General features: G+C 31.8%; 16 protein-coding genes. 12 read left to right on the forward strand and 4 right to left on the reverse strand.

Features of this window, described 5'->3' with window-relative positions:
• The first annotated feature begins 18 nt into the window (after positions 1 to 18).
• From D7I45_RS02680 to arcD, 3 genes are all read left to right on the forward strand, one after another.
• On the forward strand, positions 19 to 975 hold the full coding sequence (locus tag D7I45_RS02680) for a ribose-phosphate diphosphokinase (protein WP_120784214.1): 957 nt from the start codon (positions 19 to 21) through the stop codon (positions 973 to 975).
• Positions 976 to 1,085: 110 nt separating this feature from the next.
• Positions 1,086 to 2,075, forward strand: a complete 990-nt coding sequence (locus D7I45_RS02685) for an aldo/keto reductase (RefSeq protein WP_120784215.1) — start codon at positions 1,086 to 1,088, stop codon at positions 2,073 to 2,075.
• Between the two features lie 117 nt (positions 2,076 to 2,192).
• Positions 2,193 to 3,620: an arginine-ornithine antiporter gene (arcD, locus tag D7I45_RS02690; protein WP_120784216.1), complete on the forward strand. Its 1,428-nt coding sequence runs from the start codon at positions 2,193 to 2,195 to the stop codon at positions 3,618 to 3,620.
• Positions 3,621 to 3,668: 48 nt separating this feature from the next.
• Here the strand turns inward: arcD and D7I45_RS02695 are convergent, their stop codons facing one another.
• Genes D7I45_RS02695 through D7I45_RS02705 form a run of 3 tightly spaced genes read right to left on the reverse strand, consistent with a single transcriptional unit; the run spans position 3,669 to position 6,556 of the window.
• Complete coding sequence (locus tag D7I45_RS02695) at positions 3,669 to 4,622, reverse strand: diacylglycerol/lipid kinase family protein (protein ID WP_340137536.1); 954 nt, start codon at positions 4,620 to 4,622, stop codon at positions 3,669 to 3,671.
• A 33-nt stretch (positions 4,623 to 4,655) separates the two neighbouring features.
• Positions 4,656 to 6,338 (reverse strand): ribonuclease J1, encoded by a 1,683-nt coding sequence (rnjA, locus tag D7I45_RS02700; RefSeq protein WP_120784218.1) that lies wholly within the window; start codon positions 6,336 to 6,338, stop codon positions 4,656 to 4,658.
• Positions 6,339 to 6,340: 2 nt separating this feature from the next.
• Entirely contained in the window at positions 6,341 to 6,556 is a 216-nt protein-coding gene (locus tag D7I45_RS02705; RefSeq protein WP_120784219.1) for a DNA-directed RNA polymerase subunit epsilon, read from the reverse strand.
• A 159-nt stretch (positions 6,557 to 6,715) separates the two neighbouring features.
• Between D7I45_RS02705 and D7I45_RS02710 the strand changes: the two genes are divergently transcribed.
• The gene (locus D7I45_RS02710) at positions 6,716 to 7,162 is read left to right on the forward strand and encodes a hypothetical protein (RefSeq protein WP_120784220.1); all 447 of its coding nucleotides are present in this window, start codon (positions 6,716 to 6,718) and stop codon (positions 7,160 to 7,162) included.
• 34 nt (positions 7,163 to 7,196) lie between these two features.
• On the opposite strand, the gene def is transcribed toward D7I45_RS02710, so the two are convergent.
• Entirely contained in the window at positions 7,197 to 7,760 is a 564-nt protein-coding gene (gene def / locus D7I45_RS02715; protein WP_120784221.1) for a peptide deformylase, read from the reverse strand.
• A 132-nt stretch (positions 7,761 to 7,892) separates the two neighbouring features.
• Between def and D7I45_RS02720 the strand changes: the two genes are divergently transcribed.
• The 8 genes from D7I45_RS02720 to D7I45_RS02755 all read left to right on the forward strand — a co-directional run bounded on the left by D7I45_RS02720 (position 7,893) and on the right by D7I45_RS02755 (position 14,757).
• Entirely contained in the window at positions 7,893 to 8,171 is a 279-nt protein-coding gene (locus D7I45_RS02720; RefSeq protein WP_120784222.1) for a UPF0223 family protein, read from the forward strand.
• 297 nt (positions 8,172 to 8,468) lie between these two features.
• Positions 8,469 to 10,307, forward strand: a complete 1,839-nt coding sequence (gene typA, locus D7I45_RS02725; RefSeq protein WP_120784223.1) for a translational GTPase TypA — start codon at positions 8,469 to 8,471, stop codon at positions 10,305 to 10,307.
• 126 nt (positions 10,308 to 10,433) lie between these two features.
• Positions 10,434 to 11,645, forward strand: a complete 1,212-nt coding sequence (locus D7I45_RS02730) for an FtsW/RodA/SpoVE family cell cycle protein (RefSeq protein ID WP_120784224.1) — start codon at positions 10,434 to 10,436, stop codon at positions 11,643 to 11,645.
• Between the two features lie 18 nt (positions 11,646 to 11,663).
• Positions 11,664 to 11,942 carry a YlbG family protein gene (locus D7I45_RS02735; protein ID WP_162924075.1) on the forward strand — a complete coding sequence of 93 codons (279 nt, stop codon included), beginning with the start codon at positions 11,664 to 11,666 and terminating at the stop codon, positions 11,940 to 11,942.
• Between the two features lie 15 nt (positions 11,943 to 11,957).
• Positions 11,958 to 12,515, forward strand: coding sequence for a 16S rRNA (guanine(966)-N(2))-methyltransferase RsmD (gene rsmD / locus D7I45_RS02740; protein WP_120784226.1), 558 nt, complete (start codon positions 11,958 to 11,960; stop codon positions 12,513 to 12,515).
• A 2-nt stretch (positions 12,516 to 12,517) separates the two neighbouring features.
• Positions 12,518 to 12,994: a pantetheine-phosphate adenylyltransferase gene (gene coaD, locus D7I45_RS02745; RefSeq protein WP_120784227.1), complete on the forward strand. Its 477-nt coding sequence runs from the start codon at positions 12,518 to 12,520 to the stop codon at positions 12,992 to 12,994.
• Entirely contained in the window at positions 12,994 to 14,043 is a 1,050-nt protein-coding gene (locus D7I45_RS02750; protein ID WP_120784228.1) for a SepM family pheromone-processing serine protease, read from the forward strand. The genes coaD and D7I45_RS02750 overlap by 1 nt, the downstream gene beginning before the upstream one ends.
• A 66-nt stretch (positions 14,044 to 14,109) precedes the next feature.
• Positions 14,110 to 14,757 carry a ComEA family DNA-binding protein gene (locus D7I45_RS02755; protein ID WP_120784229.1) on the forward strand — a complete coding sequence of 216 codons (648 nt, stop codon included), beginning with the start codon at positions 14,110 to 14,112 and terminating at the stop codon, positions 14,755 to 14,757.
• Positions 14,758 to 14,771 lie beyond the last annotated feature (14 nt).

Below are 14,771 nucleotides of genomic sequence, written 5' to 3' on the forward strand. Positions count from 1 at the left end.
AAGAGGAGGAGCATACCCATGGGAGAACGTGTGGATAAAAACAAGCATATAAAGATTTTTTCCTTAAGTTCTAATCGTCCTTTAGCTGAAAAAATTGCTAAGGCTTGTGGAGTAGAACTAGGTAAAGCAACAATTAATCGATTTAGCGATGGCGAAATCCAAATTAAAATTGATGAAAGTATTCGTGGCGATTCAGTATATATCATTCAATCGCTTTCTGATCCTATTAATACTAATATAATGGAACTTTTAATTATCATTGATGCAGTTAGAAGAACTAGCGCAAAGTCCATTAATGTAGTTATTCCATACTATGGATATGCTCGTTATTCAGCTAAGAAGAGAGAAAGAAAACCTATTGCAGCTAAATTATTAGCACGACTTTTGGAAACAGCTGGTATAGATCGTGTTCTTACATTAGATTTACATGCTGCACAAATCCAAGGATTCTTTAATAAACCTGTGGACAACTTAAAAGCAGATAAATTAATGGCTAGTCATATGAAGAAAAACTATAATCTAGAAAATGCTGTAGTAGTATCTCCTGATCATGGTGGTGTGGCTAGAGCAAGAGGTTTTGCTGGATTGATTGATGCACCAATAGCTATTATTGATAATCGTGATCCAGAAAATGAAAAACATATGCCAACTTCCATTATTGGGGATGTAAAAGGTAAAACTGCTATTGTAGTGGATGACATGATTGATACAGGTAAAAGAGCTGTTAAAGCATCTGATGTTTTAACTAAGCAAGGTGCTGATGAAGTTTACTTAGTTACTACTCATGGAATCTTTGCAGGGGATTCAATAAAGAACATTGATAATTCTTCAATTAAGAAAGTTATCGTATCTGATTCAGTTTACATTGGTGACAAAAAGATTGATAAAATTGATGTGGTTTCTGTTGCTGAACTTATTGGTAAGGCAATTACTAGAATTCATAACAATGAACCAGTGGGTAAATTATTTAGATAATATTTTAGCAATTCAGGGATGAATTGCTTTTTTTATTTAGTGAAATCTTGATTTAAAGTTTAATAAAATTTAGAATTAACGTAGAAACTTAAATAAATGAGGTGTTTTATATGTATAAAGCTTCAGATAGTAGATATGACAATATGAAAGTTAGAAGAGCGGGTAATTCCGGTCTACAATTGCCTGCATTATCTTTTGGAATGTGGCATAGCTTTGGTGACGATGCCAATTATGCTGATAGTCGTAAGGCTATGTTAAACGCATTTGATAAAGGAATTTTTAGTTTTGATTTAGCTAATAACTATGGTCCTGGTTCAGGTGCTGCAGAAAGAATGTTCGGACAAGTATTTAATTCTGATTTAAAACCATATCGTGATGAATTAGTAATTACTACTAAAGCTGGTTACCATATGTGGCCAGGACCTTATGGTTCATTCTCATCACGTAAAACATTGATTGCTGCATTAGACAGATCATTACAACGTATGGGACTAGATTACGTTGATATTTATTACAGTCATCGTTTCGATCCAAATACTAGTCTACAAGAAACTGCTGAAGCTTTAGACAGTACAGTTAGATCTGGTAAAGCCCTTTACGTAGGAATTTCAAACTATAACGGTGAACAAACTAAAGAAATTATCAAATACTTCAAAGAAATGCATACTCCATTTGTAGTAAACCAAGCTTCTTATAACTTACTAAATAGAGAAGTTGAATCAGATGGAACCATTGACGCTTTGAAGGAAAACAAAGATGGATTAGTTGCATATGGCCCATTAGCTGAAGGTATGTTAACTGATAAATATTTAGATAATATTCCCGATGATTTGAAACTACACTTTACTAATAGTTTTATGCTAGATAATAAAGATGAAATCCGTACTAAGTTAAATCAATTAAATGAAATGGCTAAGAACCGTGATCAAACATTGGCTCAAATGAGTCTTGCTTGGTTACTACATGATCCAGTGGTAACCAGTGTAGTTACTGGAGCTTCTGATCCTAAACATTTAGATTCTAATTTGAAGGCGTTAGATAATATGAAATTTACACCAGACGAATTAGCTAAGATTGATGAAATTTTAAAAAATAAATAGAAATTAAATTATAAGGAGGCAACCTATAAAGGTTGTCTCCTTTTTTAAATGACAAGATGGGGCTTAGTGCGTTATAATTAGATATTGTTTTTTATAAGAAGAAAAAGGAGAGATACAATGAATGATTCCGCCAAAAAGCTTAATTTAGTGGAACTAATTGGTTTGGTTATTGGTTCTATTATTGGTGGAGGGATTTTTAATTTAATGCATGACATGTCTGCACAAGCAGGTGCGGGTGCAGTGGTTATCGGATGGGTAATTACTGCAGTTGGAATGCTATCCCTTGGTTTAACTTTTCAAAATTTAACCAATAAACGTCCTGACTTGCAAGCAGGTATTTATAGTTTTGCAGATGCTGGATTCGGTCGTTATATGGGATTTAATTCAGCTTGGGGATACTGGTTATCTGTGTGGCTTGGAAACATCAGTTATGCCACATTGTTAATGAGTGCCTTAACTTATTTTGTCCCGGTATTTGATAATGGACATAACATATTATCTTTTGTGGTTGCTTCATTGATACTATGGGGTGGACATTTCCTAGTGTTACGCGGAATTCATTCTGCATCATTTGTTAATACTATTATTACCATTACTAAGTTAATACCTATTTTCTTGTTTATTGTTATCATGATTTTATCATTTAAATTACATGTGTTTACTACTGATTTTTGGTTAATGCATGGCAAACCATTTAATCTTGGTGATGTTTTAGGACAAGTTAAAAGTACTATGTTAGTAACTGTGTGGGTATTCTCTGGTATTGAAGGTGCTGTGATATTCTCTGGACATGCTAAAAAGAGAAAAGATATCGGAAGAGCTACTGTTCTAGGGATAATAATAATGGCTTTGATTTATATGTTAGTTACATTGTTGTCCTTTGGTGTAATGAACCAAGCTCAACTATCACATTTAAATCAACCAGCTATGGCTTATTTGCTACAACACCTAATTGGTAAATGGGGAGCAATAATAGTTAACCTTGGTTTAATAGTTTCAGTATTAGGTGCTTGGTTATCATGGACTATGTTTGCTTCCGAAGTTCCTTATGAAGCTGCTAAGTTTGGATCATTTCCTAAATTATTTGCTAAAGAAAATAAAAATGGGGCACCAATCAATTCACTAATTTTTACTAATCTATTAGTAGAATTGTTTATGCTATCATTCCTAGTTGCAAGTAGTGCATATAATTTATTCTATTCAATTTCTAGTGCTGCTGTATTAATTCCTTTTGCTTTTTCAGCATTTTACCAAGTTAAATATTCATTCTTGGACAAGGGTGCAAATGATCGTAAAAGAAATATTGCTTTAGGAATTGTGGCAAGTGTCTATTCATTATGGTTGTTATATGCAGCAGGAATAAACTATATATTATTAACTACTATTTTATTTGCGGCTGGTATTCCAGTATATGTATACTTGCAAAAGGTAGATAATCGTGAAAAACGTACATTCACCAAAATAGAAAGAATTATTGCTGTATTTTTAGTTATTTTTGCAATAATAGCTATATATGAATTAATAAGTGGAAAAATTAGTTTTTAAATATATTTAAATAAAAAAGAGGGTGATATTAATAATCACTCTCTTTTTTTATTTTATAAATGGATATTTTGTCTTGGAATAGTTTATATCATAGAATCTACTACCAAGATTCTCTCCATCGACATGTCCATATTCTAATGATGGAATATCAATATGAATTTTTTTAGCATTAATTTCTAAATTAGGCTTTAGTTTTAAATGTTTTTTAAACAAAATAACTAACAAAAGATAGCATAATTGAATGAAATTCTTTTTCTTCAGTATGATCAATTTTAAGTTATCGTCGTTAAAATTATCATTTAGCAAAGTTACCATAAAAACATTTTTAATACTAATTGTATCTTTCTTTTCTGTACGGATATTTACAGGGAAGACACTTAGATAATAAATGATAGGGAAGATTGATAATGAATATTTAAAACGAGACACAAGACGGCTTTTTTTCGAATTAAAGTAATGTTTTAAACTTAATATGTTTGCATCTAATCCGATTCCAGAATGATTTAAAAAGAATCCATGTTGATTCTTAATATTTTCATCAAATAATCCAATATTACATTCAACAATTTCATTTCTTTTTATTTTTGTTCCAATGTCTATATTGTTTTCTTTTTTATTGTGGAAACCATCGGCAAAATAGTTAAAGCTTCCAGTAGGAATGATAGCAATAGGGATATTTGGAATTTTAGAATTGGCTTTTTGTGCTTTTTTTATTCCGGAAAGAACTTCATGAATAGTGCCATCTCCACCAGCAACAATGATTGATTCTGGTAATTCATTGTTTTTAAACGATGATAGTAAATAATATTCTACTATGGAACTAGCATGATGAGGGTGTCTAGTGATTCGTAATCGATACTTGATATTTGCATTATCCAATTGGCTTTTTATATCTGGCCACTGTTGTTTGGGTCTGCCATGATTAGCCATTGGATTATAAATAACAAAATGGGTGGAATGCAATATTAATTCTCCTTTCCGTAAAAATAAAAACGAATTCAATTAAGAATTCGTTTTTAATAAGATATTTGGTAATTATTTTTTGTTCATAATTAACATTGGTAGAATCAATGGACGTCTTTCAGTCTTATTATATAAGAATTCTTGTAAATCATCGATTATTGCGTTTCTAATACTTGATTCATTAGCGTTTTTATTACGCATAGCTCGACGTATAGTTCTAAAGACTAATCTACGACCTTCATCTAATAATTGACCAGATTCTCTCATATAAACAAATCCTCTAGATAATAAATCAGGACCTGATTGAATTTCTTGATCTTTTAGATTAATGGTTGCAACAACGACAACTAGACCTTCTTCAGATAATAGTTGACGATCTCTTAGAACAACGTTTCCAACATCACCGATTCCATTACCATCAATGTAAACATCACCTGCAGAGAAGTGACCAGCAATTCTTGCAGAATCTTTAGTCAATGCTAAAACATCACCGTTTTGCATAATAAAACTGTTCTTTAGAGGAACGCCACATTGTTCAGCTAATTCAGTGTGTATTTTTAACATTCTGTATTCACCGTGAATAGGCATGAAGAACTTAGGCTTCATAAGTCTTAACATTAATTTTTGTTCTTCTTGACCACCATGTCCAGATGTATGAATTTTGTTTACCTTACCATGGATAACTTTGGCACCAGCTTCTTCAAGTTCATTGATAACTCTACTTACGCTGACTTTGTTACCTGGAATAGGGTTACTAGAAAATACAACTGTATCATTTGGTTGAATAGAGATTTGTCTATGAGTACCATTTGCAATTCTTGAAAGGGCAGCCATAGTTTCACCTTGTGAACCAGTACATAGAATAAGTGTTTTATCTGCAGGGAGAGATTGAAGCTCTGATGCATCGACAAAAGTACCATCTGGAACGTTTAAGTATCCTAATTCTTGGCCATTGACGATAGCAGCTTCCATACTTCTTCCGAATACAGCAATTTTTCTGTTATGTCTAATCGCAGCATCACAAGCAGTTTTTATTCTTGATATATTTGAAGCGAAAGTGGCAAATATAATTCTACCAGTTTCTTCATCAAAGATATGTTCTACGGACGAACCAATCCAACTTTCAGATTTTGTCCAAACAGGACGTTCAGCATTTGTACTGTCTGACATTAGACATAAAACGCCTTCTTGTCCAAGTTTAGCCATTTCTTGTAAATCAGGTGGCTGTCTTGTAACAGGAGTAAGATCGAACTTGTAATCACCAGTTTCCACAATAACTCCAGCAGGAGTGTGGACAGCAATTCCTAATGTATCTGGAATTGAGTGGGTGGTTCTAAAAAATGAAACCTTAGTTTTATTAAATTTTAAAACCGTTTTGGGATTAATTTCATTAAGTTCGGTAGTTCTTAATAATCCATGTTCTTCTAGTTTATTTTTAATTAATGCGGACGCCAATGGACCGGCGTAAATTGGAACGTTTAAATCTTTGATTAGGTAAGGCACACCACCGATATGATCTTCATGTCCGTGAGTGATTACTAAAGCTTTGATTTTGTCCTTATTTTTTACAAGGTATTGATAATCAGGAATGACATAGTCCACTCCTAATAAATCATCTTCGGGAAATTTAATTCCAGCATCAATTAAGATGATTTCATCTTGAAATTGGATACCATAAGTATTTTTTCCAATTTCACCAAGTCCACCAACGCCATAAATAGCAGTTTCGTTATTTTTGACGTTTAGTTTGTTCATAATTATTTAAACTCCGTAATTTTAAAATCTGGGTTCTTCTTTTCGTATGCTAGGTGGTTACCTTCTAGAGGTTCGATGAATTCAATATTGTGGTCAGTGTTTTCATCTACTAGAGCTCTAGCTTCTACTTCTGATTCACAGTCTAAATATAGTGATTTTGTGAATTCTCTTTTAGGATTTGATTTAGTATTTTCTTGGTATAAAACTTTGTATATCATAATTAAAAGTCTCCTTCTTAAATTTTTAACCGTGCGATTGTGTATTACACAACTAATTAAAACTAATTTTATCATATAAATTATTATAAGTATAGTAACCAATATATGGATAAGGTGGTAAAATTACACCAAGATAATTTATAAGAGGGGGCATTGTATTTGTCATTATTATGGGAAATATTAATTGGATTCATATTAGCTATATTTATATATAACGTAGTCCATCATTTTTTTATAACTAGACCAGCTGATTTAGGGTATGAAGCATCTACAAAAATATTAGATAGAATTGTAAAAAAACAAATAGATAGAAAAAAAGCCCACTTGATTAAAAGAAGAGATTTATCGGAAGTTTGGGAGAGAAATATATATGTTTACGAATATATAATAGAATATGCTGATGATATATATTCTAATCAGAGCTTTATTAATGATTTAAAGAACAACATTAATAAATTAAACGAAGGAAAAGAATATAATCATAAAATAGTGGTAACTGATTCTTTTGTTTTACACAATAAGATACATGTTGATCTTGCATATTTATTAAATTCCGCTACTTATGAATATGTATTAGATATGAGAAAAGTAAACAACATAAAATAAAAAAGCAACCCTTATTAAGGATTGCTTTTTTGATTTATTCAACAAATAAATCATTATCAACTTTTGAGAATGGGTTTTCTTTATCAATATGATCGTAGAATAAAGTACCATGTAAGTGATCAATTTCGTGTTGGCAAACGATTGCTGGATAGTTTTTAAGTCTTACTTTGTGTTCTTCTCCATTAACATCTTGATATTTAAGAGTAATTCTTGCGGAGCGGTGAATGTAACCGGGGATATCTTTATCCACAGATAAGCAACCTTCACCTTCAGTAAGAGCACAACGTTGAAGGGAACTAGATACAATTACAGGGTTAATAATAACATCCTTAAATAATGGTTCTCCATGTCCTTCAAAATCATTAGGCACTAGAACTGATGCCATCATTTCAGAAACACCTACTTGAGGTGCAGCAAGACCAACACCGGCTCTAAGCTTGTATTTTGCACAAAGTTTTGGATCTTGACTAACTTCAAGATATTCCATTAAATCTTTGGCTAATTGTTTATCTTCATCACTTAGTGGGAATTTAACCTTATTGGCTTGCTTTCTTAACACTTTATCACCATCGCGAACGATGTCTTTCATTAGTATCACGAGTCTAACCTCCAAAAAAATAATTAATAAAAATATTATAACATAGTGTGCAAAAATAGTCTGTTACTGAAATACAGCTATAATAAATGATATAATTATGAAGATATATTTATATGGAGGTATAAGTATAAAATGAATAACTATTCTTATCCAATTTTTCCTGATTGGAGTAAAGATGAACTTATTACTATGATGGATCTATATAATTCTGTTGAGAAAGCATATGAAGATCACAATGGAGTAAGTGCACAAAAAATATTAACTTTATATAATGAATTTAGAAAAATTAACCCAGCAAAAATGGAACAAAAACAAATAGATAGGGATTTTCAAAAGATTTCCAATTATAGTATCTATAGAACATGGGTAGCTGCTAAAAATACAAAAACTAAAAATGTAAGAATGAATTAATAAATTCCTACATTATAGATAGGAAAAAGAAAACAAAGAAAATTTATAAAAACATATATGATGTCGTTTGCATTAATGTGGACAAATATTGACGGAAACACATTTTTTATGGTATTATCAAAAATTGTATTGGTAGCGACGAAGATTGCACAAAAGGACATACTTAATATTATTAAGTAAAGTTCTGCTGTGACTTATGTCACAGTTTTTTTATGCAAATGAATTATTATATGTAATGAACTTGGTCCGAGTTGCTAAGTAAAGAAACACATTAACGCTTCGAAGGGAAGGAAACTAATGAATATTAGAGACGATATTAGAAATATTGCTATTATTGCCCACGTTGACCACGGTAAGACTACATTGGTTAACGAATTATTAAAGCAATCAGATACTTTAGATGAACACGTTCAAATTGATGATCGTGCCATGGATACTAACGACATTGAAAAGGAACGTGGAATCACTATTCTTTCAAAGAACACTGCCGTTAGATATGGTGACAAACAAATTAACATCTTGGATACCCCAGGACACGCTGACTTCGGTGGTGAAGTTGAACGTATCATGCGTATGGTTGACGGTGTATTACTTGTTGTTGATGCTATGGAAGGAACAATGCCACAAACTCGTTTTGTTCTTAAGAAAGCTCTAGAACAACACTTAACACCAGTTGTTGTAATCAACAAGGTTGACCGTCCAGGTGCTAGACCAAGTGAAGTTGTTGACGAAGTATTAGACCTATTCATTGAATTAGGTGCTGATGAAGAACAACTTGACTTCCCTGTTGTATACACTTCAGCTATGAACGGTACTTCAAGTTATGATCCTGAACTTTCAACTCAAGAACATACTATGAAGCCTGTATTTGATACTATTATTAAGACTATCCCAGCTCCTATTGATAACGCTGACGAACCACTACAATTCCAAGTTGCTATGCTTGATTATGATGACTTCGTTGGTCGTATCGGTATCGGTCGTATTTTCCGTGGAACAATTAAAGTTGGTGACAATGTTACTGTTATGAAGCTTGATGGTTCTACTCAAAACTTCCGTGTAACTAAGTTAATGGGATTCTTTGGTCTAAAGAAATTAGATATTCAAGAAGCTAAAGCCGGAGACTTAATTGCCGTTTCTGGTATGGAAGAAATTAATGTTGGTGAATCTGTTGTTGATCCAAGCAAGAAAGAAGCTTTACCAATTCTAAGAATTGATGAACCAACTCTACAAATGACTTTTGGTACTAACACTTCACCATTCGCTGGTAAAGAAGGTAAGTTTGTTACTGCTCGTCAATTGGAAGACCGTCTACAAAGAGAATTGCATACCGATGTTTCTCTACGTGTTGAAAACACTGACGATCCTGGTTCATGGACTGTTTCTGGTCGTGGTGAACTTCACTTATCAATCCTAATTGAAAACTTAAGACGTGAAGGTTACGAATTACAAGTTTCTCGTCCACAAGTTATTATTAGAGAAATTGATGGTCAAAAGTGTGAACCATTCGAATCAGTTCAAATTGATACTCCAGATGAATACGCTGGTACTATTATCCAAACATTATCTGAAAGAAAAGGTAACATGCAAAACATGGAAAGTGTAGGTAATGGTCAAACTCGTTTAACATTCCTTGCACCTTCTCGTGGATTAATTGGTTACTCAACTGAATTCTTATCAATTACTCGTGGTTACGGAATTATGAACCACACCTTTGAAAAGTACCTACCAGTTGTTAAGAACTGGAACCCAGGTAGAAGAAATGGTGCTTTAGTATCCATCAACCAAGGTAAGACTACTACTTACGCAACTATGGGTATTGAAGACCGTGGTACTATCTTCCTAGATCCAGGTACTGAAGTATACGAAGGTATGATTGTTGGTAAGAACAGTCGTGACAACGATATCTCAGTTAACATCACTAAAGGTAAGCAAATGACTAACGTTCGTGCTGCCGCTAAGGATGAAACTGCTAAGATTAAGGAACCTGAACACTTGACTCTTGAAGAATCACTAGAATTCTTAAATGAAGATGAATTGTGTGAAGTTACTCCTGAAAACATTCGTCTAAGAAAACAAATTCTAAACACTAACGAACGTGAAAAGCAAGCTAAGCGCATGCGTCACAACAAGTAATGTTATAGATTTAAAAAGAGTGGACATTTGTCCACTCTTTTTTTATGTACTTAAATAGTGCTATGTTATAGTTCAGATATGCTATAATATTAGTGTTATTAAATGGCTTATGCTGGAGATGTATACATGTTTACACAAATACCAAGAAAAGGTAAAAAAATTAATATAACCAAACATATAAAAACTTTGAAACAAAATCTAGATAATCTAGATTATTATATTTTTATTCCATTTATAGTGCTAGCTGTGATAGGGATAATTATGGTTTATTCAGCTAGTTCAAACATTTCTATTCAAAATGGTGGTAGTCCATTAGGATATTTGATACGACAAAGCATGTTTGTATGTATCAGTTTATTCATTATTATGCTTTGTCTATCTGGAAATAATAAATTTGCAAGGAATTCTAGGTTCTTAGGGATTTTCTACTTTACAATGATTATTGTTTTACTGGGACTTAAATTTTTTGGAAAGTCAGTTAATGGTTCTGCTGGTTGGATTGCCTTAGGACCTATTCATATACAACCAGCCGAAGTTGCTAAAGCATATATTATATTGCGGATGTCACAATTTATTTCTTCTAGAGAAGATAGATTTATTTCAGGTGATCGTACTGGACTATTTGGCCAACTTATTTCTATTTGTATTATGCTAGTGTTAATTTTATTTCAACCTGATTTAGGTGGTACCGTTATTAATGCAGCTATTTTAATTGTTTTATTATTTGCAAGTGGAATCAACTGGCGTGGAGCTAGTTTGCTTACTTTACTTGGACTAGTTTTTTCATGGTCATTACTAAAATTACTAGTTATTACTCATCCTAATGGATCAAGTAATTATCAAATGAACAGAATTGTTGCCTATGCTAACCCATTTAAATATGCTCGTGGAATTGGTCAACAACTAGTAAATTCCTATTATGCATTGAGTAATGGGGGAGTATTTGGTGTAGGGTTAGGAAACAGTATTCAAAAAACTGGTTATCTACCTGAACCTAATACAGACTTTATTATGTCCATTATTTCAGAAGAATTAGGATTAGTTGGTATATTATTTATTTTAATTTTATTATTTGCAATTGTTACTAGATGTGTACAATTAGGTATTCGTTCAGATAATACTTATGACACATTAGTTTGTTACGGAGTAGCTATCTATATGCTAGTTCAATCATTCTTTAATGTTGGTGGTGCCGTTGGATTGCTACCTATTACTGGTGTTACTTTCCCATTTATTAGTTATGGTGGATCTAGTATGTTAACACTTGCTTTATGTATCGGAATGGTATTAGTTATTGGCTCTAAGCAAAAAATGTCAAAGATGAGAAATAGACGTTAATACTTTGGAGGTATTTTTGTGACTGATAGTATAGAAAGTAGAAAAAGCTTAATTGTTTACGTATATTCAACCAAACAAGTTAGACAATTGAAAAAATATGGTTTGATACATTATGTATCACAAAAAATGCATTATGTAGTTTTATATGTAAATGCAGAAAATTATGAATGGATTAAAGATAAACTTAAGTCTTTAAGACTAGTTAAAAAAATAGAAGAAACTCCATATGAAGAATTATCTAATGAATTCGCTAATAGTGATGAATTTGGAGATTCTGAAGATGATGAAGAATATTAAGGAGCGTAGGATAGTATGAGGGTTATTTCAGGAAAGTTTGGAAGTCGTAGTTTAAAACCAGTACCTGGTAATAAAACTCGTCCCACTACAGACAAAGTAAAGGAATCATTATTTAATATAATTGGTCCTTTTTTTGATGGCGGAAATTTCTTAGATTTATATGCTGGTTCAGGTGCTGTAGGCATTGAAGCTATTTCTAGAGGAATGGATTCTGCTACTTTAATTGATAGACAATACTTAGCTATAAAAACCATTAAAGATAATGTAAAAATGACTAATGAAGAATCGAATTTTAATATATATAAAATGGATTCCGATAAGGCTTTAGAAAAGTTATCATCTAATGGCAAAAAATTTGATTACATTTTCTTAGATCCTCCATACAAAATGCAAAAAATGGTGGAACAATTAGCTACTATCAAAGAACTTAATTTATTAAATGAAAATGGTATGGTTATTTGTGAAACGGATGATAACGTTCACCTAAAAGATGATGTGGATGGTTATAATCTAATTCAACAAAAGGTATATGGTATAACCATAGTTACATTGTATAGACTAATGGAGGAATAATAATGACTACAGCAATTTTTCCAGGAAGTTTTGATCCTATAACTAATGGTCATTTAGACCTTATTAAACGTGCTAGTAAATTATTCGATAAGGTAATTATTACGGTAGCTAATAATACTAGTAAGAATGGCGTTTTTAACGCTCAAGAAAGAATTGATTTAATAAAGCCTAATATTGATGCTATGAATAACGTTGAAGTTAGAGAAGCAAAAGGATTAACTGTGGATTTCGCAAGACAAGTAGGTGCTAAAGTTATTATTAGAGGATTACGAAATTCAACTGATTTTAATTCTGAAAGTTCAATATCAAATATGAACTATCATTTAGATAACGATATAGAATCAGTATTTTTAATAACTAGACCTAAATATCAAGCAGTTTCGTCAAGCCTGATTAGAGAGATTGCATATTTTGGGGGAGATATTGAAGAATATGTTCCCGATAATGTTGCTAATTCCTTAAGAAAGAGATTTAAGTAATGAAAAAAATTTTAAAGAGCAAGAAAACATTTAACGTATTTATTATTGTTGCCGTAATTTTAATTGTTGGCTCAATTTTAAATATCCCATTCTTACCCAAATATATTGAGGGACCTGGCTCAGCGCCTAACTTAAAAAATGTGGTAAAAGTTGATAACCATAATGATAGTTATAAAGGAAAGTTTATGTTTACTACGGTAAGTGAAATGCAAGCTTCTCCTATAACTTACCTTTGGGCTAAGATTAATCCACATTACTCAATTGAAGATGATGTTACTGATGGTCAATCCATGAGTAGTTATGAAAATCTACAAAATATTTATATGAGGACATCCATTAGTAATGCGGTATATAATGCATTCCACTATGCTAAGAAGGATGTATCGCTAACTTATCAAGGCATTTATGTATTGGAAGTAGATAAAAAATCTAAGTTTTACGGATTCATTCAACCAGGAGATTTAATTACTTCATTAAATGGACATAGTTTTAAAAGTTCTAGTCAATTTAGAAAGTATGTTAAATCTAAAAAGATTGGCGATAACATGGATATAACTTTTTATCGTGGTAAAAAGAAAATGCATGTTTCCAAAAAATTATATGGATTAGCAGGAAGTAAGATTCCTGGTATAGGAATAGTGCTAACTGATAATAATGAAGTTAAAACGCAATTTCCTGTTAAAGTAAATCCTGGTCAAGTGGGTGGACCATCTGCTGGATTAATGTTCTCATTGGAAATATATCAACAATTAGTCAAAAAAGATATTAGAAATGCAAATGCTATTGCTGGTACAGGTACTATTGATGAATATGGTAATGTAGGAGAAATTGGTGGAATTGATAAAAAAATTATTGCTGCCAGAGATAACGGAGCAAGATATTTCTTAGCACCTTATGTTAAACCTACTAAAGAAGTGATTAGTCAGGAAGAAGATCATATGACTAATTATCAATTAGCTGTTAAAACAGCAAAAAAATATGCACCTAAAATGAAGGTTATTCCTGTATCCTCATTCAGCGATGCATTACAAAAATTGAAAAAATTATAAAAAATTAGAAGAATGTATGTATTTTACATTCTTTTTTTCGTATTTATTTAATGAAGGGAGGAAAAGGTGAATAAGATATTGGAAACAATAGAACGTATAAAAGATTTTATTAATGAATATGCATATAAAATTATTATTAGTTTAGTTTCTGCATGTGCGATATTAATATTGGCAGGATTCTGGTTAATTAGGGGTTCTAATTTATCTACGGATAATAATGGAGAACCTTCTGGTGATCAAAGTAATAAAGTTACTAGTACAGAAAGCAATGATAGTGGCGAGGTATATGTAGATGTTAAAGGAGAAGTTAAACATCCGGGGATGTATAAGTTAAATTCTGGCAGTAGAGTTAATGACGCTATTAAACAAGCTGAAGGTTTTACAAAGAATGCTGATCAATCATCTATAAACTTAGCGCAGAATCTTTCTGATGAAGAAGTGATTGTTGTGGATAACTACAAAAATCATAAGGAAAATACACAGAATTCATTTTCTAATGCTTCTTCAAACAATAGTGAACCTGGAAAAATACATTTAAATTCTGCAGATACTAATGAATTGCAAAAATTGGATAGAGTAGGAGCTAAAACTGCTCAAAAGATAGTTGATTTTAGAAATGAAAACCATGGATTTAAAAACATAGAAGAAATAAAGCAAGTTAGTGGATTAGGTGATAAGAGTTACGAAAGATTAAAAGATTCTGTAACACTATAATTTTTGCTATACTA

The organism is Apilactobacillus bombintestini (assembly GCF_003627035.1).
Classification (GTDB): domain Bacteria; phylum Bacillota; class Bacilli; order Lactobacillales; family Lactobacillaceae; genus Apilactobacillus; species Apilactobacillus bombintestini.